This is a genomic window from Mucisphaera sp., assembly GCF_965279675.1.
Classification (GTDB): domain Bacteria; phylum Planctomycetota; class Phycisphaerae; order Phycisphaerales; family Phycisphaeraceae; genus Mucisphaera.
Window position 1 is genome coordinate 393,418 of the sequence record NZ_CBDIIJ010000002.1, and the last position, 21,876, is coordinate 415,293.

22 protein-coding genes are annotated in these 21,876 nt (G+C 63.2%); all 22 read right to left on the reverse strand.

The genetic code is table 11. The features are described 5' to 3' along the window. On the reverse strand, nucleotides 1-783 hold the full coding sequence (locus ACQZAB_RS01750) for a motility protein A (RefSeq protein ID WP_428386539.1): 783 nt from the start codon (nucleotides 781-783) through the stop codon (nucleotides 1-3). Between the two features lie 85 nt (nucleotides 784-868). Next, nucleotides 869-1,066, reverse strand: coding sequence for a flagellar FlbD family protein (locus tag ACQZAB_RS01755; protein ID WP_428386541.1), 198 nt, complete (start codon nucleotides 1,064-1,066; stop codon nucleotides 869-871). A 39-nt stretch (nucleotides 1,067-1,105) separates the two neighbouring features. Beyond that, on the reverse strand, nucleotides 1,106-2,836 hold the full coding sequence (locus ACQZAB_RS01760; RefSeq protein WP_428386543.1) for a flagellar hook protein FlgE: 1,731 nt from the start codon (nucleotides 2,834-2,836) through the stop codon (nucleotides 1,106-1,108). A 39-nt stretch (nucleotides 2,837-2,875) separates the two neighbouring features. After that, entirely contained in the window at nucleotides 2,876-3,184 is a 309-nt protein-coding gene (locus ACQZAB_RS01765; RefSeq protein ID WP_428386545.1) for a hypothetical protein, read from the reverse strand. 18 nt (nucleotides 3,185-3,202) lie between these two features. Further along, complete coding sequence (locus ACQZAB_RS01770) at nucleotides 3,203-3,835, reverse strand: flagellar hook assembly protein FlgD (protein WP_428386547.1); 633 nt, start codon at nucleotides 3,833-3,835, stop codon at nucleotides 3,203-3,205. Nucleotides 3,836-3,844: 9 nt separating this feature from the next. Continuing rightward, nucleotides 3,845-5,101, reverse strand: coding sequence for a flagellar hook-length control protein FliK (locus ACQZAB_RS01775; protein ID WP_428386548.1), 1,257 nt, complete (start codon nucleotides 5,099-5,101; stop codon nucleotides 3,845-3,847). A 3-nt stretch (nucleotides 5,102-5,104) separates the two neighbouring features. Then, entirely contained in the window at nucleotides 5,105-5,830 is a 726-nt protein-coding gene (locus ACQZAB_RS01780) for a hypothetical protein (RefSeq protein ID WP_428386550.1), read from the reverse strand. Continuing rightward, nucleotides 5,827-6,300: a flagellar FliJ family protein gene (locus tag ACQZAB_RS01785; protein WP_428386552.1), complete on the reverse strand. Its 474-nt coding sequence runs from the start codon at nucleotides 6,298-6,300 to the stop codon at nucleotides 5,827-5,829. Before ACQZAB_RS01785 ends, ACQZAB_RS01780 begins: the two co-directional genes overlap by 4 nt. A gap of 18 nt (nucleotides 6,301-6,318) precedes the next feature. Further along, nucleotides 6,319-7,704 carry a FliI/YscN family ATPase gene (locus ACQZAB_RS01790; RefSeq protein ID WP_428386554.1) on the reverse strand — a complete coding sequence of 462 codons (1,386 nt, stop codon included), beginning with the start codon at nucleotides 7,702-7,704 and terminating at the stop codon, nucleotides 6,319-6,321. A gap of 51 nt (nucleotides 7,705-7,755) precedes the next feature. Next, nucleotides 7,756-8,553 carry a FliH/SctL family protein gene (locus ACQZAB_RS01795; protein ID WP_428386555.1) on the reverse strand — a complete coding sequence of 266 codons (798 nt, stop codon included), beginning with the start codon at nucleotides 8,551-8,553 and terminating at the stop codon, nucleotides 7,756-7,758. A 39-nt stretch (nucleotides 8,554-8,592) separates the two neighbouring features. Further along, nucleotides 8,593-9,630, reverse strand: a complete 1,038-nt coding sequence (gene fliG, locus ACQZAB_RS01800; protein WP_428386557.1) for a flagellar motor switch protein FliG — start codon at nucleotides 9,628-9,630, stop codon at nucleotides 8,593-8,595. A 25-nt stretch (nucleotides 9,631-9,655) separates the two neighbouring features. Continuing rightward, a complete protein-coding gene (locus ACQZAB_RS01805) occupies nucleotides 9,656-11,299 on the reverse strand; it encodes a hypothetical protein (protein WP_428386558.1) in 1,644 nt (547 codons plus the stop codon). A 112-nt stretch (nucleotides 11,300-11,411) separates the two neighbouring features. Further along, a complete protein-coding gene (fliE, locus tag ACQZAB_RS01810; protein WP_428386560.1) occupies nucleotides 11,412-11,720 on the reverse strand; it encodes a flagellar hook-basal body complex protein FliE in 309 nt (102 codons plus the stop codon). Between the two features lie 29 nt (nucleotides 11,721-11,749). Continuing rightward, entirely contained in the window at nucleotides 11,750-12,154 is a 405-nt protein-coding gene (gene flgC, locus ACQZAB_RS01815) for a flagellar basal body rod protein FlgC (RefSeq protein WP_428386562.1), read from the reverse strand. A 15-nt stretch (nucleotides 12,155-12,169) separates the two neighbouring features. Beyond that, nucleotides 12,170-12,619, reverse strand: coding sequence for a flagellar basal body rod protein FlgB (gene flgB / locus ACQZAB_RS01820; RefSeq protein ID WP_428386563.1), 450 nt, complete (start codon nucleotides 12,617-12,619; stop codon nucleotides 12,170-12,172). A gap of 124 nt (nucleotides 12,620-12,743) precedes the next feature. Further along, nucleotides 12,744-14,207 (reverse strand): sigma-54-dependent transcriptional regulator, encoded by a 1,464-nt coding sequence (locus ACQZAB_RS01825; protein ID WP_428386565.1) that lies wholly within the window; start codon nucleotides 14,205-14,207, stop codon nucleotides 12,744-12,746. Then, on the reverse strand, nucleotides 14,204-15,112 hold the full coding sequence (locus ACQZAB_RS01830; RefSeq protein WP_428386567.1) for a sensor histidine kinase: 909 nt from the start codon (nucleotides 15,110-15,112) through the stop codon (nucleotides 14,204-14,206). Before ACQZAB_RS01830 ends, ACQZAB_RS01825 begins: the two co-directional genes overlap by 4 nt. 3 nt (nucleotides 15,113-15,115) lie before the next feature. Continuing rightward, nucleotides 15,116-15,613, reverse strand: coding sequence for a flagellar export chaperone FlgN (gene flgN, locus ACQZAB_RS01835; protein ID WP_428386569.1), 498 nt, complete (start codon nucleotides 15,611-15,613; stop codon nucleotides 15,116-15,118). A 157-nt stretch (nucleotides 15,614-15,770) separates the two neighbouring features. Then, nucleotides 15,771-18,386 carry a tetratricopeptide repeat protein gene (locus ACQZAB_RS01840; protein ID WP_428386571.1) on the reverse strand — a complete coding sequence of 872 codons (2,616 nt, stop codon included), beginning with the start codon at nucleotides 18,384-18,386 and terminating at the stop codon, nucleotides 15,771-15,773. 68 nt (nucleotides 18,387-18,454) lie between these two features. After that, nucleotides 18,455-19,552 (reverse strand): peptide chain release factor 2, encoded by a 1,098-nt coding sequence (gene prfB / locus ACQZAB_RS01845; RefSeq protein ID WP_428390121.1) that lies wholly within the window; start codon nucleotides 19,550-19,552, stop codon nucleotides 18,455-18,457. Between the two features lie 27 nt (nucleotides 19,553-19,579). Beyond that, nucleotides 19,580-20,782, reverse strand: a complete 1,203-nt coding sequence (locus ACQZAB_RS01850) for an aromatic amino acid transaminase (protein ID WP_428386573.1) — start codon at nucleotides 20,780-20,782, stop codon at nucleotides 19,580-19,582. Nucleotides 20,783-20,884: 102 nt separating this feature from the next. Further along, on the reverse strand, nucleotides 20,885-21,595 hold the full coding sequence (locus ACQZAB_RS01855; protein WP_428386575.1) for a helix-turn-helix transcriptional regulator: 711 nt from the start codon (nucleotides 21,593-21,595) through the stop codon (nucleotides 20,885-20,887). Between the last annotated feature and the right edge of the window lie 281 nt (nucleotides 21,596-21,876).

Sequence of the window (21,876 nt, forward strand, 5' to 3'; positions counted from 1 at the left end):
TTAGGCGGCCTTTTCTTCCTCGTCGTCGGTCATCTTTCGGAGGTGTGGTGGGAGAGCGGTTTTTAGTTTCTGCTCGACGATTCTGGGGTTATCGCCTGACTGGATGGCCATGACGCCTTTGACAATGATGGTCTTGTAGAGGACTTCCTCGCTGGACCTGGTGGCGAGTCGGTCGGCCATGGGGAGCGCGGCGGCGTTGGCGATGATGGATCCGTAGAGGGTGGTGAGCAGGGCGACGGCGAGGCCGGCGCCGATGGAGGCGGGGTCGGAGAGGTCGTTGAGCATGGCGACGAGGCCGATGAGGGTGCCGATCATGCCCATGGCGGGGGCGTATTTGCCGACGGCGTCGAACATGGCCTTGCTGGACTCGTGTCGGTCCATGAGGCTTTCGAGTTCGCTGTCCATGATCTGTTCGATGAGTTCGGGGTCGGTGCCGTCGACGGCCATCTGGATGCCGCGGACGATGAAGGGGTCGTTGACTTCCTTGATGGAGTTTTCGAGGCTGAGGATGCCGTCGCGTCGGGCGATTTCGGCGAAGGCGACCATCTGATCGATGAGTTCATCGATGGGGAGGGATTTGTAGAAGACGGCTTTCTTGATGGCGGGGACGATGCGTTTGAGCTGTCCTGCGGGGGAGACAAAGAAGAGGATGGTGCAGGAGGCCCCGATGACGAGGACGACAGAGGGGATGTCGACGTAGGTGATGAGCTGCCCGCCGAGGACGAGCGTCCAGAAGATGAGGAGCCATGTCCCGATGACTCCGAATACGATTCCCAGGTCCATGGCACATCCTCAGCGCTACGCGTTCGCAGTCGGTGTTATCGGCGGTCGGCGGTTTGGGGGTTGAGTTGTTGTGGTTTGGATTGTGTCAGGATGGCGGGAGGAGTCTTCGGAGGCTTCGGCCGTACTCGATGGCGAGTTCGACGACGCGTTCCATGGATTCTTTGACGATGAGGTGGTCGCCATTGATGAGTTTGATGGTGGTGTCGGGTTTGGCCTCGACGGTTCGGATGAGCTCGGCGTTGACGATGATGGGCTGGTCGTTGAGTCTGGTGACCTTGATCATGGGCTAGCTCGTCTCGTTGTCGTGTCGCGAGGCGTGTGATTATCGGACAATGGTGAGGAGTTCGTCGATGAGCTGGTTGGAGGTGGTGATGACCCGTGAGTTGGCGCTGAAGCCGGTGGATGCGGCGATAATGTTGATGAATTCCTCGGTGAGTTCGACGTTGGAGAGTTCGAGCTGTCGTCCGAGGACCTGGCCGGAGCCGCCTGAACCGGGTGCGACGATGGTGGGGATGCCGGAGTTGTTGGAGGCTCGGAAGAGGTTGCCGCCTAGCTCTTCGAGGCCTTCGTTGTTGGAGAACATGGCGAGGGGGACGCGGCCGAGGGTTCGTAGGAGACCGTTGGAGAAGACGCCATCGATAGTGCCATCGGAGGAGACCTGGAAGTCTTCGAGGGTTCCGAGGGAGAAGCCATCCTGGCTGGTGGCGGAGATCTCGGAGCCGATGCCTTCATTGAAGAAAGCGGAGGTGGCGCCGAAGGGATCGGTCCAGTCGAGTTCGATCTGGAGGGGTGTGCCAGCGCCGGTGTTGTCGCGGTCGATGGTGATGGTGGAGTTGTTGGCTCCGATGTAGCGTCCCTGCGTGTCGAACTGGAGGGTGCCGTTGCCGACGCGTCGGTCGAGGCTGGTGTCGTCTTCGGATTCGGCGAAGAATCGCCAGGTGGTCCCTGCGTTGTCCTTGTTTTCGAGGACGATGTTGAGGTTGACGGTGACGGGTGTGCCGAGGCTGTCGTAGACAACGAAGGTGGTTTGGGCGGACTCGCCGATGGCGGGGTTGTTGATGTTGTCGGTGGTGAAGTTGATGGGCGAGACTGGGCTGAGCGAGCCCTGATTGACGATGATGTTGTCGAGCTGGAGGTCGATAGCGTTGCCGACGCCGAGGTTGGCATCGATGCGGATTTCGCCTGCGGCGGTGATAGCGAGGGCTCCGCCTGGGAGGGTGGTGTCGATGCCTAGGACGTCTTCGAAGAAGTCGAGGAGGTCCTGGACGGTGGTGCCGGAGTCGTCGGCGGTGGTGACGCCTGCGGGTGCGACTTCGAAGGTTTTAGCTCCGATGAGGACGCCGCCTTTGCGTGCGCCTTCGAAGGTGATGATGTCGCCTGGGGTGAAGATGGGTGCGCCGCTTGAGGCGGTGTGGACCTGGTCGAGGGTGGTGGCGGCGGTGATCGGTGTGCCGAGCGTGTCGGAGAAGAGGGCTTCGGAGGTGGTGAGTGAGCCTGCGGAAGCGACGTCGCCGCCGGCGTTGAGGTTTCCGGCGAACTTCACGCTGTCGGTTTCCTGGGCGATGGTGAGTTTGCCGATGGGGATGTTGATGTTGGAGAGGAGGCCTTCGACGATCTGGAACTGGTTGTCGACGGGGTAGCCCTGGACGCGTCCGCCTGTGGTGGTGACGAGGTTGAAGTCGCGGTCGAGGGTGAAGTTGCCGGCTCGGGTGTAGAGCTGCTGGCCTTCCTGTTCGACGACGAAGAAGCCGTTGCCCTGGATGGCCATGTCGGTGGCGACACCCGTGGGTTGGAGGGCTCCGGAGTTGAAGTCTCGGGTGATGGCACCGACGCGGACGCCGAGGCCGATCTGCGCGGGGTTGGAGCCGCCTCGTGCGTTGTTGGGTGAGGTGCCGTTTTTGATGGTGTCGAGGATCTGGGTCTCGAACTGGAGGCGAGAGCGTTTGAAGGCGGTGGTGTTGACGTTGGCGATGTTGTTACCGACGACGTCGAGCATCTGTGAGGAGCCGTTCATGCCCGAGAGTCCGGTGAACAGCGAGTGTGTCAGTGGCATAACAAAACCTCTCTAAGTGAGCGTTGGCCCGCTTGGCGTTTAGCGTTGTCCGTTGTTCTGGTCCTGTGGCTTCAGATCGTGTCCGAGTGGTTTGGCGGCCTCCATGAGCTGCCTGACGGAGGCGTTCTCGGTGTTGGCGAGTGCGCCCAGCAGGTTCTGGGCGGGTGTTTTCTGGGTGGCTGCTTCGGCGTCGGGCTGCTGGGCCTGGGTGGCTTCGGCGAGGAGGTCGTCGAAGGGTCGTGACTCGAAGGTGGAGCTGCTGGTTGGCGCAGGGGAAGCGGGTGACTGTACGGGTCGTACGGCTGGTTCGAGGAGTCGGAGCAGGTTGTCGCTGGCGTTGGTGGTCACGCTGGTTTCCTGCGGGTTTTAGCCGTAGCGGGTCACGAGAGTTGCCGGGACTTCCTTGGTGGCCCCGCCTCCGACATCGACCTTGAGCATGAGCCCGCCTTCCTGGAGCAGGACGGCGTCGACGGTGCCGGAGAAGTCGTTGCCCTCGGCGTCGGTGCCGCCGACGCGTTGGCCGACGAGCGCGGCGCCGTTGAGGGCTACGAGGTCGAGGAGCAGTGATGGGATGAGGGCTTCATCGATGCCGCCCGGGTCCTGGATGCCCTGGAGTCGGTCGTCGGGGATTTCCTGGCCGGTATCGAGGGTGAAGATGGACTTGCCGTCGCGGTTGGTGACGGAGGCGACGCGGCCGGTGACGACCTGGCCGTCGTTGGCGACGCCGGTGACGGTCTTGCCGATCAGCGAGGTGGCTGAGGCGAAGCTGTTTTGCGTCACCAGTGCCTCGAGGCTGTCCTGGAGTTCGTTCTGAGACTCGATGTTCTGGAGTCCTGAGAGCTGGTCGATGATGGCGGCGGAGTCGTTGGGCTCGAAGGGGTCCTGGTTGGCGAGTTCTTCGACCATGATGCGGACGAAGTCCTGGCTGGAGAGTTCAGCGAATCGGTTCTGAGAGGTTGTTGAGGCGGCTGAGATGCCGCCTAGGCTGGCTGCTGACATGTTGGGCTCCTATCGCCGTGTGTTGGCGGCGGTGGGCTCGGGTTGTTTGTTGAAGAGTTGGTTGAAGTCGTTGGCCGGGTTTTGATCCCGCTGAGGATCACGTTGACGGGATGAGTTGTTTTGCTGCTGGGAGGGGTCTCTGGGATCGCGTTGGTTGAGCGGGTCGTCGGAGGTTTGTGAGGTGTTGGACGAGCCGTTCATGGCTTGGACGGAGAGGCGATCGACCGAGAGGCCCTGGGATTCGAGGCCGGCGCGGAGCCGGGCGATGTCCTGGCTGAGGGTTTGGCGTCCGGCGTCGGTTTCGGCGTGGAAGGTGGCGGAGACGGTGGTTCCGCGGAGTTCCATCTGGATGCGGACGGTGCCGAGTTCGGGTGGGGTGAGTCTCAGGGTGACGGCACCCCCCTGCTGCTGGACGGCGGAGCGGAGGGCGCGGTTGAGGCGTGCGCCGTTGATGGTGTCGGGCTCGGCTCCGAGTCTTGGCTGGTTGGGGGCTTCGGGTTGGCGGGCGGGTTGGGCGTCTGTGAGTTTGCGGAGGAGTTGGTCGGCTTCCTGGCCGGCGGGTTTGGTGGAGGGGTTGGCTTCGGCGGTGGTGGCGGGTTTGAAGGCGTTGTTGTCGCGGTCGTTGGCGGCGGTTTTGAACTGACCTTCGTTGGATTCGGTGTCGGTGCTGGTTTCGGACTGGTTTTGGTCGCTGGTTGCGGCGGCGTTCAGTGATTGTGTGGTGGGCTGGGTGGCCGTCTGGTCGTTGACTGCCTGTGGTGAGGTGGTGGCCTGGGTCCTGGGTGTGGGCTGCTGGGTGCTCGCCTGTATAGGTTTTGGTGTGTTGTCCTGCAGGGCGGTTTGTGCTGTGGACTGGGCGTTGGCAGCCGTCGGGGCGTTCTGCTGGGTTTGGGTTTGTGTAGCTTGGGTATCTGCCTGATTGGCTGTCTGGCGGGTTTCTACGGCTTCGGTCTGGTCGGGAGAGGCGGGTTGTGCCTGAGCCTGTAGATCTTTGGGGGTTGTGGGTTGTTCCTGGGTTGCGGGCTGGCTGGTGGTCTCGGTGGATGTGTCTTCCGCCGATGGTTGTTCTTCGTTGGTGGATTCGGCTTTGGTTTCTGCTGTTTGGGGCCTGGTGTCGGCAGGTTCTTTGGGGTCGGGCTTCTTGCGCTGGGGCGTGTTTTGATCGAGGGTGAATTTTTCGCGTTCGGGAGGATTGCTGGCGGAGCGCGCGGGTGGCGTGGCTCGTTCGGTCGCGGCGGGCGGTAACAGGGTGGTGATGGCTGACATGATTTAGAGGTTGTTCCCGGCGAGTGGGTTGGCGTTGGTGAGGGAGGGGTCATTGACGCCACGGTCGCGGAGGCGGCGGATGATGTCGGTGAGTTGGGGGATGTCGGCGGGTTCCTTGAACTCACGGAGTACGGCGCCGGCCTTGCGGGGTTGCATGGCGGCGAGGATATCGATGGCTTCTTCGAGGCGGTTTTCGCGGGTCATCTGATCGACGACGGATTTGGCCTGTCGGGCCTGGATGGCCTCGAACATGGCGACGGCCTGCTGGAAGTCGGCTTCTTCGGTGGTGTTGCGTTGCTCGTTTTTGTAGCGGTCGAAGGCCTCGCGTTCGGCGGCGAGTTTGGATTGTTCGCGAGCGAGGAGGCTCTTGAGGCGGTTGATCTGGCCGCGGAGGTCGGCGGTTTCGGATTGCAGGCGTTCGAGGCGGTGCATGGAGAGTTCGTCGGCTTGCTGCTGGGAGGCTAGTCGCTGGCTGAGTGAGACGGGGCCCTGAGCGACGGCTTCGAGTCGGGCGGCATCGGCGGCGAGTTGGCGATTCTCCTCGGCGATGCGTTCGGCTTCGGCGAGGGCGGCCTGCTCTTCGGGGATGGTCGGTGTGAAGAGGTCGACGAGGCGGTTGAGGCGGTCTTCGTTGATGCGGTCGGTGGCGTAGAGCCAGCCAACGCCGGCACCGGCGGCGGTGAGGTGGATGAGCAGCAGCAGGACGAATCCGAACCAGAGTGATCTCATAGCTGGTGGCCCTCGCGTGCGGGGTGGGAGAGGTTGGCGAGGGTGGTCTGGAGGGCGGCTTCTTCGAGGAGGTTGTTTTCGCGGCGTCGCTCTGTGTGTTTCCAGTCGGCGAGGTCGCGGTCGTGGAGGAGCTCCATGGCTTTGCGTTTGCGGGCGGCTTCGGCGAGTTGTCGTCGCGCGGTTTCGATGTGGGGTTCGAGGGCGGCGAGTTTGTTGACGATGCCCTGGCCGGAGAGGAGCGTGTGGCTGTTGTGGCGGCCGAACTGGGTGACGGCGTTGAGGTCGATCTTTCCGGTCAGGCTGTCGCGGAGTTGTCGCTTGCCGGTGGTGATTCTGTTTTGTGTCTGGAGGAGTTGGTCGCGGAGTTGTTGCTGGTTGGCGAGGATGTTGGCGAGATTCCGCTGGGCGCGCTGCTCTACTCGGCGGCGCTCATCTAGCAGTGACTGGTAGCGGAATTGGAATCGTGCCATGGTTGATCTGGTTTGGGGTTAGCGTCGGATGGGTGGGTTGGGGGTGACGCCTGGGCGTTGCTTGCGGAGGCGGGCCTGTTCGATGAGTTTGGCGAGGGCGATGATCTGGGCCTGTGTCTGACGGAAGTCGCTGAGGCCGCGGGATTCCTGCTGGCCCTGCTGGAGGAGGGCATCGATGTTGGGTTTGAGTTCGATGGCGAGGTCGAAGTCGGGGTTGTTACCGGCGGTGTAGGCACCGATGGTGAGGAGGTCTTCGACCTGCTCATAAGCGGCGAGGAGCTTGACGACTTCGCGACGGGCGGATTCGTGTTCTTTGGTGACGATGTCGGTGGCGACACGGCTGATGGACTTGAGGACGTCGATGGCGGGGTAGTGGGCACGTTCGGCGAGTTTCCGGGAGAGGATGAGGTGTCCGTCGAGGACGCCACGGCAGGCTTCGGAGACGGGGTCGTCGAGTTCGTCGCCTTCGATGAGGACGGAGTAGATGCCGGTGATGGAGCCTGCGGGCGAGCGGCCGGAGCGTTCGAGGAGCTTGGGGAGGTTGGCGAAGACGGAGGGCGGGAAACCCTTGGTGGCGGGCGGTTCGCCGGCGGCGAGTCCGATCTGGCGGAGTGCCTGGCAGTAGCGGGTGACGGAGTCCATGATGAGGAGGACGTCGTTGTGGTCGGCGCGGAACCATTCGGCGATGGCGGTGGCGGTTTCGGCGGCGCGGACGCGTAGGGGTGGCGGCTCGTCGCCGGTTGCAACGACGACGACGGATCGTGCGAGGCCGTCGGGGCCGAGGACGGCTTCGACGTAGTCCTTGACTTCGCGGCCGCGTTCGCCGACGAGTGCGATGACGGAGACCTCGGCGGCGGTGTTGCGGGCCATGGTGCCGAGGAGGGTGGATTTGCCGAGTCCGGGTGGGGCGAAGACGCCGATGCGTTGTCCTCGGCCGAGGGGGAGCATGGCATCGACGGCGCGGACGCCGGTGGCGATAGGGTGTTCGATGCGTGGGCGGGACATGGCCTGATCGGGCTGGCGGCGGAGGGGCCAGGTGGCGGAGGCTTCGATGGGTCCCTGGCCGTCGATGGGTTCGCCAAGGGCGTTGATGACACGACCGAGGAGGGCGTGTCCGACGCGGACGGTGGGTCGGTGCTGGACGGCGATGGCGTGGTCGCCGGCGCGGATCCCGCTGGCTTCGGCGAGGGGCATGGCGAGGGCGGTGGATCGTTCGAAACCGATGATCTCGGCGGGGATGGGTCGGCTGGAGAGGGTTCGGGGCTGTATGGAGACGAGGGTGCCGATGGGGGCGGCGATGTCTTCGATGCGCAGGGTCAGGCCGCGCAATTCTGACACCGTGCCGCGCAATTCCAGCGGGCTGGCTTCTTCTACGAGCTTGAATTGCTCAGCGAGTAGCGTCATCGCCTGATCTCCCTGCGAATGGCGTGCCTGTCGGGCGGATGGCCGTGTTGGTTATGCGTTGGGGTTGGGATCGTCGTCGCTGGGTTGAGCGGTGGTGTCCATTTCGGCAGGCTCGGACTGGGGCTCAAGCGACTCGGGGGGAGCTTCGTCGTGGAGCGGTGGCAGGATGGCTTCGACCATGCGCTGGACCTGGGTGTCGATGGTGGCGTCGACCTGTCCCTGCCCGAAGCGGGCGATGCACCCGCCTGGCGTGATCTGGTCGTCGTCGACGAGCTCGACCTGTTTGAGGTGAGAGAATCGCTGCAGGAGCTCGGGGAGGGCTTTTTCGAGGATGGGGCGGTCGTCGGGGTTGATGCGGACGGAGACTTTGAGGGGTCGGAGGATATGGCCGAGGGCCTCGGCGAGTTGGTCGACGATGATCTCGCGATCGACTTCGATGACGCGGTGGACGAGTCTTTCGGCGAATCGGAGAGCGAAGCCCATGAGGCCTTCGCGGGCTTCGGTGGTGAGGCGGTCGAATTCGGTTTCCCAGCGGGTGCTGAGGTCGAGCCAGGCTTCCTGGATGTGGGCGAGCTGTTCGCTGGCTGCGTCGAAGGCTTCCTGGCGTCCCTGTTTGAGTCCCTGGGCGTGTCCTTTTTCGAGTCCGTCCTGGTAGCCGGCTTCGACGCCCTGTTCTTCGGCGCCGCGCTGGAGGTCGGCGGCCTGGAGTTCGGCCTGTCGGATGATCTGTGCGGCTTTGGCTTCGGCGGCCTGTCGGAGCCGTGCGGCCTGGGCTCCGATGTCGCCGAAGTCGAGGACGATGGCCTCTTTGATGGCGGGAGCGGATTGTGTTTTTCTGACCACTGGCATCGGGTTGATCCTGGACGGCCTGGGGCCGGTGGTTGGGGTTTAGACGATGAGGTCTTTGTCTCCGCCTCGGCCGGAGATGATGATTTCGCCGGCGTCCTCGAGTCTGCGGACGATGTCGACGATGCGCTGCTGGGCGGTTTCGACATCGGTGATACGGACGGGGCCCATGTATTCCATGTCTTCCTTGATGAGAGCGGCGGCGCGGGCGGACATGTTGCCGAAGATCTTCTCCTTGAGTCCGTCGCTGCCGGTGCGGAGGGCGAGGGCGAGTTCGTCGTTGTCGACTTCCTTGAGGACGGCTTGGATACCTTTGTCGTCGACGTGGAGGATGTCTTCGAAGACGAACATGAGTCGTCGGATTTCTTCGACGAGGTCGGGGTCTTCGGCTTCGAGGCCTTCCATGATGCCCTTCTCGGTGGTGCGGTCTACGAGGTTGAGCATCTCAGCGACGGTGTCGACGCCGCCGATCTTGGCGAAGGACTGGTTAAGTAGGTTAGCAAGCCGCGCTTCGAGTCCGGCTTCGACCTCGGAGATGACTTCTGGGTTGGTCTGCTCCATGTTGGCGACGCGTTTGACGACTTCGATCTGCTTGGCGGTGGGCAGGCCGGCGAGGATTTCGGAGGCTTTGTTGTAGTGGAGGTGGGAGACGATCAGGGCGATGGTCTGGGGGTGTTCGTCCTGGATGAAGGTGAGGAGGTTCTGGGATTCGGCTTTCTGGAGGAAGGCGAAGGGGGTCTTTCGGACCTGCTGGCTGATCTGCTGGATGATGCGGTTGGCTTCGGCGGGGTCGAGCGATTTGAGGAGGAGGTTGCGGGCGTAATCGAGTCCGCCCTCGCGGGCCCAGGTGTTGGCGACGGCGATGTCGTAGAACTCTTTGAGGACGGCGTCGCGGATTTTCCCGGGGATATCGAGCATGCTGGCCAGTTCGCGCGTGACTTCCTCGACGCCTTTGGGCGAGAGCTGGCTAAGCAGGATGCTGGAGGCTTCCTCATCGAGCGCGAGGAGGAGGATGGCGGCTTTTTTGAAGCCGTCGAGTTCCTCGATGCTGGTGATGGGAGCCTGCTGTTGTAGGGGCATGTGTGATTGGTGTTCTTAAGGTTGGTTACTCGTCGGTCTGGACCCACTTACCGATGAGGTGTCCGGCTTCGGTGGGGTTGGCCTTGATCATTTCAGAGATCTGCTGGGCGATGCGTCGGCTGTTGAGTTCTTCTTCGTCGAGTTCGACGCCTGAGAGCGTGTCTTCGACTTCGTCGACCTCGCCGACGAGTTCGTCGTCGTCGGGCAGTGACGGCGGGACGCCGGCGAGTTCTTCGACGGAGGGCAGCTTTTCGGGCTGGGTGGCCTTGCGAACCATCATGAGCATCATCAGGAGGGCGGCGCCGGAGAGGCCGACGATGCCGATGGGGCCTGCCCATTGCGCGGCGGTGGAGGCGAGGGTGAGGCCGGTGTCGGCGGTGTTGAACTGGTCAGTCGGGATGAGGGTGGCGTCGGGGACCCAGGTGACGTTGAGGAGCGGGGGCTGGGTTGCTTCGATGAGCGGCCGGACCTGCTCTTCGATGCGTGTGAGGTGTTCGTCGATGAGGCCCTGGATGGCTTCGGGCGCCGGGACGGTGGCTTGCTCGCCTTCAGCGGGCGGGTTTTGGCTGCGGTGGAGGTTGACGAAGTAGCCGTAGGGAACACCTATGGCGACGTTGACCTGTTCGACTTCGTAGCCGGTGAGTTGTTCGTCGAGGGTTTGGAGGAGGGGTTTGTCGCCGAACTCAGATCGTTGGAAGTTCCGGCTGGTTTCAGTGCCGGTACTCGCGCCGCCATCGATATCGAGTCCGACGTTGGAGCGTGGTCCGGGCTCGCCTGCGTTGGCGACATTGCGGGTGTTTTCCTCTTGGGTTTCCTGGACGCGGAGGGGCTCGGTGGTGTCGTACTGCTGCTGGAGGCGTCGACCGCGGTGGACGTTGGAGGTTTCGACGCTGACCTCGACGATGACGCCTGAGATGTAGCGGAGGGTTCGTTCGATTTTCTGGCGGAAGTCCCTGGTGTGTACCTGGCGGATTTCGAGGGCGTCGGTAGCGAGAGCTTCGTCATCGGCGGGGACGCGCCAGCGTTTGAGGTTGTTGCCATCGACGACGACGACGGATTCTGGGTCGAGTTCGGCGAGGGTTCCGGAGACGAAGCCGGCGATGGCTCCGACGATCTCTTTGTTGACGGCTCGTCCTGCCTGCATCCAGACGGTGACGGCGGCGGAGGGTTCGTCGAAGGTCTGGTCGAATCCACGGCGGTCGGGGACGGAGATCACGACGGAGGCGCGCTGGACGCCGGCCATCTTGCCGATGATGTTGGAGGCGACGCGTTGCCTAGCGATGTTGAAGGCTCGTTCGCCTTGTTTATCGGTGACCCAAGGCGACTGTTCGGCGATGAGCTGGTCGAAGGCGGCGGAGGCATCGTCTGAGGTGAGGTCGTTCTCGATGATGACGGCCATAGCGCGGTCGACGTCGGCTTTGGGGACGAGGACCTGATCGCCTTCGACTTCGGCGTTGATGCCGGCTGCCCGGAGGGAGCGGAAGACGGATTCGGTTTGTCCGGGTGCGAAGTCGAGGGCGTACTGTTCGGGGGCGCTGGCGACGATGACGAGCATGCCGCTGACGAGCAGACCGAGGGTCAGCACGGTGGCGATGAGCCATTTCTGGCTGGCAGTCATGCCTTCGGATTGCGCGCGGATCTGTAGCCAGTATTGCTTGATGAAATCCACGTTCGGGCCTCCATGCCTCGGGCCCTTTCCCGGCCCTTCTGATCGATGCCCTCCTGGCATCGATGGTTGCTACTCGTCGCCGGGGCTCCGCCTCGACGGTGTTGTGTCTGGGTCAGACTCGGATCTGTTTCACTTCCTCGTAGGCGTCCATCATCTTGTTACGGACCTGGAGCAGGAGTTGGAAGGCGATGTCTGCCTGGTTCTTGGCCATGGCGACGCCGTCGATGTCGTCACGTCTTCCGGCGGCGAGGTCTTCGATGGCCATCTCGGCGTCTTTCTGGAGCCGGTTGACCTGTTCGATTTCCTTCATGAGCGCGTCGCGGAAGCTGCTGCCTCGTTCGGTGGACGCAGACGTTGATCGCTGGGCCGCGGGGTTGGCGGCGTTGGGTGCATTCTGGATGAGTCCGAGTGGGTCGGTCATGGCTGTCGTGGTTTACGCCTGGGATTGTTTCAGGCGAGGAGTTTAAGGGTGTTACGCATCATGGTTTTGGTGGCTTCGGCGGCGGTGATGTTGGCTTCGTAAGCGCGGCTGGCTTCGAGGGCGTTCACCTGCTCGATGGACGAGTTGATGTTTGGGTAGTAGACGTAGCCTTCGGAGTCGGCGTTGGGGTGGTTTGGCTGGTGTCTAGCTCGGAAGGGCGCATCGTCGAGGAGGATCTCGCGGACGTGGACGCCTTTGTTGGAGCCGGTGGACGGGTCGCCGGGCGCGAAGACGGCGATGCGTCGTCGGTAGGGGTCGTACTCGCCTTGGGCGTTGTAAATGGAGGAGGAGTTGGCGATGTTGGCGGAGATGACCTCGAGGCGCGTTCGCTGAGCGACGAGTGCGGAGGCCGAGATGTTCAGTGAACCAAACATGGATCAAGCTCCGGGTTACGGTCGTTCGCGGATGGCGGAACGGAGGAGGTCGAACTGGCCCTTAAGAAAGTCGATGGTGGCGTTGTGGGCGAGGGTGTTCTCGGCGAGGGCCTGCATGGTTCGCTCGAGGTCGCGGTTGTTCTGGTCGTGGTAGAGGATGCCTTCGTTGGCCTGAGCTGTGTCGAAGGACATCCTGCCGTCGCGCTCGGAGATCTGGCGTGTGGGCGTGAGGCGGAGGTCTCCATCGAGGGGTCTTCTTGAGCGGCGGCGCTGGTCGATGGCCTGGCCGAGTTGCTGCTGGAATAGTTCGGGGTTGAGATCGCCTGGCTTGAAGTAGGGGGTCGAAAGGTTGGCGATGTTGTTGGTGAGGACTTTGTGTCGTTGCGCGGTGAAGGTGGCCATCCGCTGCAGGGCGGGTAGCGCTCCGTGGTCGAGGACACCTTGGATCATGGTTTTCATGGCCATGGGGTGTTTTTCTGCAACTGGCGTGCCCTTTTGATTGGCCTGTGAAACTCGGGGGTTGAAGACCGATTTCAGCGTATGACGCGCAAAGGTTGCGCCCTGGTGGGCGTTTGTTGCGCGTTGACTATCAGGCGGTTTGGGCGATGAGCCGCTGCTCCTTCCACTTCTTGAGTTTGAGTCCGAGGGTGCGTACGCCGATGCCGAGGGCCTTGGCGGTTTTCTGTCGGTTGCCGCCGAAGTAGCCGAGTGCCTGGACGATCTGCTCGCGCTCGACTTCTTCGAGTGAGCGGACGGGGCCGATCGAAGGGGGTGCGGTGACGCGGCCTGGCGTGACGACGAGCGGGGGCGTTTCGTGATTTGCGGCGTGTTCGGTTTGTGCGGGCAAGGGTGAGGCTAGTGGGGCCGATGGGCCGGGCGTGGTGAGCCAGGGTTCGATGAGGTCTGCTTTGATGAGCCCGCCTCGGGTGAGGACGGAGGCTCTTTCGCAGATGTTCTGGAGCTCGCGGACATTGCCGGGCCAGGGGTAGGCGCGGAGGAGTTTGAGGGCGGCGGCGTCGAGTTTTTTGGGTTCGCGGCCTTCGCGGAGGGCGACCTGCGAGAGGAAGTGTTCGGCGAGGAGAGGGATGTCGGCCTCACGGAGCCTTAGGGAGGGGAGTTCGATGGGTAGGACGTTGAGCCGGTAGTAGAGGTCCTGGCGGAAGTGGCCGGAAGCGACGGCGAAGCGGAGGTCGCGGTTGGTGGTAGCGAGCACGCGGACATCGACGGTGAGGGTGGTGCTTGAGCCGACGCGCTCGAACTGGCCTTCCTGGAGGACGCGGAGGAGCTTGGCCTGTAGGGTCGGGCTGATTTCGGAGATTTCGTCGAGGAGGATGGTTCCGCCATCGGCGAGTTCGAAGCGGCCTTTGCGGAGCTGGTCGGCACCGGTGAAGGCGCCTTTTTCGTGTCCGAAGAGTTCGCTTTCGAGGAGGCTGGTGGAGAGTGCGGCGCAGTTGACGCAGAGCATGACGCGATCGCGTCGCGGGCTGTGGGCGTGGACGGTTCGGGCGACGACTTCCTTGCCGGTGCCGGATTCACCGCAGATGAGGACGGTGCCGTTGGAGTTGGCGACCTGATGGATCTGCTGGGCGAGACGCCTCATCTCGGGGGATTTGCCGACGAGTGAGGGGGCGACGTCGGCGCGGGAAGCGTTGTCGGAGCGGAGGGCTTCGTTTTCGCTGACGAGCTGGCGGTGTTCGACGGCTCGGCGGACGACCATGACGAGTTGATCGCCTTCGAAGGGCTTCTGGATGAAGTCGAAGGCTCCGTCCTGCATGGCAGCGACGGCGTCGGCGACGGTGCCGTAGGCGGTCATCAGGACGACGGGGAGGGACGGGTCGATGCGGCGGAGTTCGCCGAGGAGAGCGAGTCCGTCCATCTCGGGCATCTTGAGGTCGGTGACGACGGCACTGGGGCGGTGTTTGGAGGCCTGCTGGATGGCGGCCTGGCCGTCTGCTGCGGTGACGACGGTGTAGCCAGCGCGTTGGAGGGTGGCGGCGACGGAGTCGCGCATGATTTGTTTGTCATCAACAACGAGGATTTTCTGGGCGCTCATGCTGCCTCCGCTTTCAGGCCGTTGGAGGCGTTGCTGGGTCTCGGGAGGGTGCAGGTGAAGACGGCTCCGTTGTCGGAGTGGACGGCGATGGAGCCGTTGTGGGCATCGATGATGCGGTGGACGATGGCGAGGCCGAGGCCGGTGCCGGTGTGTCGGGTGGTGAAGAAGGGGTTGAAGATGCGGTCGATCAGTTCGCGGTCGATACCCGGGCCGGTGTCGCGGATGACGATGCGGTCGTCGCCTGCGATCGTGCGGGTTTTGATGAGGAGGTGGCGCTCGCCTTCTGATTTGGCCATGGCCTCGGTGGCGTTGCGGACGAGGTTGAGGATGGCCTGGTGGAGGAGGCCGGGGTCGGCGTGGACCTGGCCGTCGCAGGGCTGGTCGCAGTCGATGGTGACCTGGACGTTGGCGGCTTCGATCTCTGGGCGGTGGGCGTTGATGGCCTGATCGAAGAGGGTTCGGATATCGACCCAGTCTTTGCGGGGCTGCATGTCCCTGGCGAAGTGGAGGACGTCGTAGACGATGCCATCGAGGCCGCGGACGGCTTCGGCGATTTTGGTGAGGTGGTTGGCGACGTTGTCGGTGCGTTCGGCGGTGTTTTCGGCTTTGAGGTCTTCGAGGGCCATCTGGGCGTAGAGGGCGATGCCGCCTAGGGGGTTTCGGATTTCGTGGGCGATGCCGGCGGCGATCTCACCGAGGGCGGAGAGGCGTCGGCTTCGCTGAAGCTGGGCGTTGGTGCTGACGAGTTCTTTGCGGAGGCGGGTGACTTCGGATTCGAGCCTGGCGTGTGAGAGCGCGACTTTGTCGGTGACTTCGTTGTAGGCGCGGATGATGTCGGCGAGTTCGTCGGGTCTGACGGCGGGCGGGCTGCCGTTGCTGGTTTCGAGGATGGCTTGTTGGTGCATGCGTTATCCCTGCCTGTCGGTGAAACGGCTTGACGGTGGAAGGGTGGATGAGGGTGGCTGTGCGGCGGCTGCGCCCTGGTAAGCGCGTGCTGCCTGGCTGGCGATGCCTGAGCGGCCGAGTTTGGCGGTGACTTTGCCGCGTGCCTGCTGGAGGCTGTCGCCATCGGCGCGGTCGCGTGCCATGATGTCGCGCATCAGGTTGTCGGTTTCATCGAGGAGGGCGCGGAGTTCGTCGCGATGGGGCTGGCTGAGTTTCGCGCGGACGTCGTCCCATGCGGCCCGGTAGGGTCGGATGGCCTCGGCGATGGTTTTGAGCTGGTCGAGGAGCGTCTGCCTGCGGGTGAGCAGGCTGAGGAGCTTGGGAGTCTCTCCCGACTCGATGAGATCGTGCTGCTGGGTGGCGAGCTGCCCCAAGGTTTTGTAGAGGTCACGCTGACGAACCACAAGATCCAGTAGTTGTTGTGGATCAAGGGCTTCTGATTGTGCTGTTGTGGTGGTCATCCTTGACCGCTTTCGTTGGTTATCGGGCATCCATGCCTACGTGGGTTGTCGGTTGCGCGGGGTTGTTGTCTGAAGATTTCGTGGGCAGGTCTTGCGCTCGGCGAGCGATCGCGCACAATTTGCGCCTCGGTCATTTTGTATGCATGAATTGAATTGGTCAGCGGGCGGCGGAGGCCTGGTCGCCAAGGAGTTCGAGTTCGGAGGTCCAGCGGAGCCAGTCTTCCCAGTGCTCGCGTGTCATCGGGAGGGTTGGGTCGTCGAAGGCATCATCGGGCATGCGTTCGAGTTGCCAGCGTGCCTGGTCATTGGCGACGCGGGCTTCCTGGAACTGGCCGAGTTCGCAGCGGGCGTTGAAGATCTGGACGAGAGCGACGAGAGAGGCGGGGTGGTTTTCCCAGCGACGGGCGGCTTCGCCATAGAGCGCGATGGCGGTTTCGTACTGGCGGCGGTCGAAGGCGGCGTCGGCCTGGTAGAAGTAGGCGTTGCGGAGGTAGAGGCGTTCGGTGGGTGAGAGGACCTGGTCGATGCGTGACTCGAGGTCTTCGATGACCATGTTGTAGAGGTTCTGAGCGCGTTCGAGTCTTCGGTTGCGTTCGGCCTGCTGGGCGACGCGGGTGCGCTGGGTGGTGGGCCCGTCGGCGGTGGCCTCGAGGGCGGCGACGGACTTGCGGTAGGCGTCGGCGAGGAGGTATCGGAGTCTTGCGCCTTCGAGGTCCTGTCCGTAGCGTTCGACGGCGGCTTCGAGTCGTTCGATGGCGTCGGTGAAGTAGCGGGGTTCGTCGCTGCCGAGGCGGTAGTAGAGGCTGCCGAGTTCGATGAGTGCTTCGCGGTACTGCTCGCTTTCGGGCGTGATGGCGTCGTGGTCTTCGAGGACGGAGGTGAGGGTTCGGAGGGCGGCGTCGTTGTTGCCGATGGCGGTGTAGGCGCGGGCGAGGGGGACGAGGACGCCAAAGGTCTGGAACCCGGTGGGGTGCTGCTCGGAGAGCTCGATGAACTGGGCGATGGCGGCTTCGTACTCGTTGGCGGCCATGAGCGAGCGGCCGAGTCGGGCCATGGCCTGGTGTCGGCGGGCGTCCTCCTGGCGGGTTTCGACGAACTCGACGTAGACGGAGATGGCGTCGTCCCAGAGCTGGGCCTGATCGAAGCAGACGCCTGCTCGCCAGAGGCTGAGGCCGTGGGCTTCGTTGTCCATAATGGTGACGAGGCCGGCGTGGCGGAGGTAGTTGGCTCCGGCGTCGGCGAAGTGCTGGGCGGCTTTCTGGTTGGCGAGGCGGACGGCGTCGGGTGTCGGCCCGGCACCGGGTGCGGTGGCGTAGGGATCGAGGGAGTCGGCGTAGTCGCGTTGCTGCTGGGCTATGCGTTCGTGGGTAACGGCGAGGTCGAGGACGACGGGCGCGGGGAGGTCCTGGCCGTAGAGCGGGAGGAGGATCATGAGGAAGTCGAGCACACGATCGAAGTCTTCGATATCTGAGAGGTAATCGACGTGGGTGCGGACGACGTCGGCGAGCTGGGCTCTTCGGGGGTCGTCGGGGCGGCCGCGTTCGACGAGCCATGCGACGGCCTGGGTCAGGGTTTCGAGGGATTCGGGGTAGGCACCCTGGCGGGCATCGACATCGCCTTTGCCGATGAGGGCGTCGATGTAGAGGGGTTCGGAGGGGAACCGCTGGATGACGGTTTCGAAGGAGGCCATGGCCTGCTGGAGGCCGTCGACATCGGGATCAAGGAGCGCGATTTCGCCAAGCCGGAGGTAGATTTCGGCGTTGAGCGGATCGCTGTCGGAGAGTCGTTGTTGGGCAAAACGGTAGAGCTGGTCGGCTCGTTCGAACTCGGGTGGCGATTTGCTCTGGTAGGCGCGGGCGAGCTTGACGATGATGGGGGGGAGGTCGTCGTTGCCGCCTGAGGCGACGAGACGTTGGTGGTGTCGGAGGAGGAAGTCGACGGCGGCGGAGGCGTCGCCGGTTTCGAGCAGGAGTTCGGCTTCGACGCTGGTGATCCAGATTTCCTGGGCGCGTCTGGCGGCGGGGTCGAGTTCGGTTCTGGTTTCTTCGCGATAGCGGTTGATCAGGGCGATCATGGCGTCTTCGCGGCGGCCGGTTTCGCTGGCGAGCCTGATCTCGATGAGTTGGCGTAGTTGTCGGAGGCGTTGTTCGGCGGCGGCCTCCTGCATGCGATCGACGGTGGCGAGGGCTTCGGTTTCGCGGCCGAGTCGGCCGTAGGCCTCTGCGAGTCTTCGTTTGGTGGCGTTGTTGAGTGGGAGGCCGAGTTGTTCGGCCTCGCGGTAGTGGCCGATGATATTGCGGAGGGTCTGGCGGGCCTGCTCGGTGTCGATCTGGACGGGTGATCGCAGTTCGAGGTCCTGGTAGAGCAGGTGTCCGAGGAGGAGTTCGAGGCGTGCTCGCTGGGGCGTGGTGGCTATCTCGCGTTGAGCCTGGACGTTGGCGAGGGTCTGTTCGGCGTCGTCGAGGTTTTCGGCGACGAGGAAGTCGCGAGCGGAGTCCAGAGCGCCGTCGAGGTCGTGGACGACGGGCTGTGGGAGTGAGAGGTAGACGCCCAGGGCGAGCATGCCCATGCCGAGGAGGAGTGCGGGGAGTTGCCAGATGGTGGCCCAGCTGCCTTCGGGAACTGCGGTCGCTTGCTCTTCGGTGGCGGTACTCCCCTGCTCGGGTTCGGACGGAGCGGCTTCTTCCTGCGGCTCATCGATGAAATCGGATTGGTCGTCGTAGTCGGGCATGTTGGCGTGGCCTGATCGCGCACCGGGGGCGTTGCGGGTCACTGAGGGTTATCGGTCTTTCATGGGGACGGCTTGAGGAAGGGTGATGGGCGTTTCGAGCTGGTGCCTGGTCAGGAGGCGGCTGATTTGGCTCGCCGCTGGAGTTCTGCGTCGATGAAGCCCTGTAGGCGGCCGTCGAGCACCTGCTGGGGGTTGGGCTCTTCGTAGCTGGTGCGGTGGTCTTTAACGCGGTTGTCGTAGAAGACGTAGCTGCGGATCTGGGTGCCCCAGCCCATGTCGAGTGAGCCGCCGGTGGCCTTGTCGAGTTCGGCCTGGCGTTTTTCCTCGGCGAGGATTTCGAGCTTGCCGCGGAGGATGGAGAGAGCCTGCTTCTTGTTCTGCTCGAGTTTGCGCTCGGCGGAGGTGACGATCATGATGCCGGTGGGTTTGTGAACGAGGCGTACGGCGGTGGCGAGTTTGTTGACGTTCTGGCCGCCCGGTCCGGATGAGCGTGCGAAGGGGGTGATTTCGAGGTCGTTCTCGGGGATTTCGACGCCACCGGTGTCGGGGAACTCGGGGATGATGTCGACGGCGGCGAAGCTCGTCTGGCGCTTGCCCTGGGCGTTGAAGGGGGAGACGCGGGCGAGGCGGTGGGTCCCGCGTTCGGCGGAGAGGTAGCCGTAGGCAAGCGGTCCTTTGATGTAGAGGGTGACATCTTTGAGGCCGGCTTCTTCGCCATGGGTCTTACCGACTTCGGAGACGTCCCAGCCCTGCTGCTCGGCGTAGTAGAGGTACATGCGCATGAGCATCTCGGTCCAGTCCTGGGCTTCGGTGCCGCCTTCGCGGGCGTAGATGCTGAGGTAGCAGTTTCGGGCGTCATGCTTGCCTGAGAGAAGGGAGGTGAGTTCGAGCTTATCGAGCCTCTGGGTCATGGGATCGATCTGGGCGTCGACTTCATCGCGGGTGTCTGCGTCGTCTTCGTCGGCGGCCATGTCCCAGAGGAGGGCGAGTTCTTCGATATCGTGATTGGCTTTGTTGAGAGGTTCGATCTGTGCTTTGATGGTTTTGAGTTCGGTGACGACTTCGTTGGCCTTGTCGGGCTTGTCCCAGAAGTCGGTGGCGTTCATGAGTTGTTCGAGTTCGGCGAGGCGTGTGGTTTTGGCGTCGGCGTTGAGAGAGTCTCTGACGGCGGCGATGCGTTCGCGGAAGGTCTGGATGATGCCGGGGATGTTGTCGTGCTGCACGTCGTTGTCGTCCTAGGCGTTGACGGCGGCGATGGCGTCGCAGAGCCGGTCCACGTTGTTTTCTGTGATGCCGGCGACGTTGATGCGTCCTGAGCCGACGATGTAGATGGCGTGTTCTGAGCGTAGCTTCTCGACCTGTTCTTTGTTGAGGCCGGAGAAGGAGAACATGCCCTTTTGGTGTGTGAGGAAGTCGTTGCCCTGCGGGGATAGCTGGACCTTGCGGTCGCTGAGGCCATGACTGAGGCGTTGGCGCATCTGGTGGATGCGGTCGCGCATGGCGGCGAGTTCGCGTTCCCACTGGCTGCGGAGTCCGGTATCGGAAAGGATGGTGCTGACGATGGCGGCGCCGTGGCCTGGGGGGTTGGAGTACATCCTGCGGACGACGGTCTTGATCTGAGAGAGGACGGCTTTCACGGCCTTCTCGCTGGCGGCGACGACGGTGAGGGCGCCGACGCGTTCGTTGTAGAGACCGAAGTTCTTGGAGTAGCTGGTGCAGATCAGGATTTCGGGGTTGTGCTCGGCGAGCGTGTGCAGACCGTTGGTGTCCTGCTGGAGGCCTTCGCCGAAACCCTGGTAGGCGAAGTCGAGGATGGGCAGGAGTTTCTTGTCGGCGAGTTTTTTAGCAATGGCCTTCCACTGATCGGGCGTGGGGTCGACCCCTGTCGGGTTGTGGCAGCAGCCGTGGAGGAGGACGGCGTCGCCGGGCCTGGCCTGATCGATGGCATCGAGCATGGCGTCGAGGTCGAGCCTTTGGGCGGTGGGGTCGTAGTAGGGGTAGGTCTGGAGGTGAAGGCGAGCGGCTTCGAAGATGGGGGTGTGGTTGGGCCAGGTGGGGGCGCTGAGCCAGAGGTTGGCTTCTGGATGGTGGGCGCGGAGGTATTCGCCGGCGACGCGGAGTGCGCCGGTGCCGCCTGGGGTGTGGAGGGAGGCGGCGCGGCGATCGGTGAGGATGGGCCCGGCTTCCGGGAAGAGGAGTCGTTTGACGGCGGCTGCGTAGGCGGGTGAGCCGTCGATGGGGAGGTAGGACTTTGTCTGCTCGGTTTCGAGGAGGGCCTTCTCGGCGGCTTTGACGGAGGCGAGGATGGGGGTTTTGCCGGAGGCGTCCTGGAAGACGCCTACGCCCAGGTTGATTTTGTGGGGGTTTGTGTCTGCCTTGTAGGCGTCGGTCAGACCGAGGATGGGGTCGGGTGGGGCAGGCTGGATGTTTTCGAACATCGTGAGGCTCCGGGGTCCTGCCTCTGCTTTTTCAGTGGCGGGATTGGCGTGTGCTGGGCCTCGTATCGTAGCGATGGATGGTTGCTCGTGGTGGGGGTGGCGTCAGGAGGAATTGAGGCGTTTGAGCAGGTCGTACCTCGAGTGGACGCCGTGCTTTAGGTAGATGTTCTTGATGTGGACGTGAACGGTGTGGGTTGAGCGTTCGAGGATCTCGGCAATTTCTTTCTGGGTGCGGTTTTCGAGCAGGTGGGTGAGGACGACTTTCTCGGTCGGGCTGAGTTTGGCTATGGCTTTGGGGGTCTTCTTCGCTGCAGCCGGGAGGGCTCGGGGCACCTGCTTCTTGAGTCTTTCGGGGAGGCTTCTGAGGAGGAGTTCGAGTTCGACGAGTTGATCGGGTTGGAACTTCTCGGATTCGGCCCAGCGGGTGTAGGCGAGGATGAGTGAACCGTGGACGGATGGTATGTCGCAGGCGACGAGATCGGTGAGTTCTCGATAGGCGTTCAGTCTTTTGACCGCGGAAACGCATTGCCGCCTGGATAGCAAGGGCAGGTCTAGGACGTGGTAGACCCTGCCGGGTTCGAGGTTTGCCTGCTGGAGTTGGAGCGGGAGGGAGGCTTCATCGGTGTGCCATTGGTCCAGGTTAAGGGTGCTTGCCTGTCTGGGAGAGAGGCCGGTCGTGAGGCATCGTCGCCCCTCGGTCAGCGCGTTAGCGGGCGTGTAGGCGTAGGCCATTTCGGCTTGGAGGACCTGCCTGGTGATTTCCATGGTGTGGAGGAGGTGGGCTTCGAACTCGGAATCGAGTCGGCTTTGCATTGACGCATCCATGAGGGTCCTCTCTGGCCCGGGGTTGGATTCTGATGTGTCACACTGGCAGATCGCTCTGCAATGACCACCGAAACAAATGGGGTGAAAGGTTTATGGCCGTCGCGTCTAAGACGCGGACGGGTGTTGGGGCGGGAAGGGAGCTTGGCATGGTGGGTCACCCCTTTGCCGATGCTTAACCTTTGTGGGGAAACTATCGTTTGCTCAAACGGTTTCGTCGATGGGTGTTTCTTCCCAATTGGTTAACTCGCAGCGGGCGGTGTAGTCCTTGT

Excerpts from the sequence above, each read along its gene's own strand:
- ACQZAB_RS01750 (WP_428386539.1), bottom strand. The coding sequence starts at position 783 with ATGGACCTGGGAATCGTATTCGGAGTCATCGGGACATGGCTCCTCATC.
- ACQZAB_RS01755 (WP_428386541.1), bottom strand. The coding sequence starts at position 1,066 with ATGATCAAGGTCACCAGACTCAACGACCAGCCCATCATCGTCAACGCC.
- ACQZAB_RS01760 (WP_428386543.1), bottom strand. The coding sequence starts at position 2,836 with ATGCCACTGACACACTCGCTGTTCACCGGACTCTCGGGCATGAACGGC.
- ACQZAB_RS01770 (WP_428386547.1), bottom strand. The coding sequence starts at position 3,835 with ATGTCAGCAGCCAGCCTAGGCGGCATCTCAGCCGCCTCAACAACCTCT.
- ACQZAB_RS01775 (WP_428386548.1), bottom strand. The coding sequence starts at position 5,101 with ATGTCAGCCATCACCACCCTGTTACCGCCCGCCGCGACCGAACGAGCC.
- ACQZAB_RS01780 (WP_428386550.1), bottom strand. The coding sequence starts at position 5,830 with ATGAGATCACTCTGGTTCGGATTCGTCCTGCTGCTGCTCATCCACCTC.
- ACQZAB_RS01785 (WP_428386552.1), bottom strand. The coding sequence starts at position 6,300 with ATGGCACGATTCCAATTCCGCTACCAGTCACTGCTAGATGAGCGCCGC.
- ACQZAB_RS01790 (WP_428386554.1), bottom strand. The coding sequence starts at position 7,704 with ATGACGCTACTCGCTGAGCAATTCAAGCTCGTAGAAGAAGCCAGCCCG.
- ACQZAB_RS01795 (WP_428386555.1), bottom strand. The coding sequence starts at position 8,553 with ATGCCAGTGGTCAGAAAAACACAATCCGCTCCCGCCATCAAAGAGGCC.
- fliG (WP_428386557.1), bottom strand. The coding sequence starts at position 9,630 with ATGCCCCTACAACAGCAGGCTCCCATCACCAGCATCGAGGAACTCGAC.
- fliE (WP_428386560.1), bottom strand. The coding sequence starts at position 11,720 with ATGACCGACCCACTCGGACTCATCCAGAATGCACCCAACGCCGCCAAC.
- flgC (WP_428386562.1), bottom strand. The coding sequence starts at position 12,154 with ATGTTTGGTTCACTGAACATCTCGGCCTCCGCACTCGTCGCTCAGCGA.
- flgB (WP_428386563.1), bottom strand. The coding sequence starts at position 12,619 with ATGGCCATGAAAACCATGATCCAAGGTGTCCTCGACCACGGAGCGCTA.
- ACQZAB_RS01825 (WP_428386565.1), bottom strand. The coding sequence starts at position 14,207 with ATGAGCGCCCAGAAAATCCTCGTTGTTGATGACAAACAAATCATGCGC.
- ACQZAB_RS01830 (WP_428386567.1), bottom strand. The coding sequence starts at position 15,112 with ATGCACCAACAAGCCATCCTCGAAACCAGCAACGGCAGCCCGCCCGCC.
- flgN (WP_428386569.1), bottom strand. The coding sequence starts at position 15,613 with ATGACCACCACAACAGCACAATCAGAAGCCCTTGATCCACAACAACTA.
- ACQZAB_RS01850 (WP_428386573.1), bottom strand. The coding sequence starts at position 20,782 with ATGTTCGAAAACATCCAGCCTGCCCCACCCGACCCCATCCTCGGTCTG.
- ACQZAB_RS01855 (WP_428386575.1), bottom strand. The coding sequence starts at position 21,595 with ATGCAAAGCCGACTCGATTCCGAGTTCGAAGCCCACCTCCTCCACACC.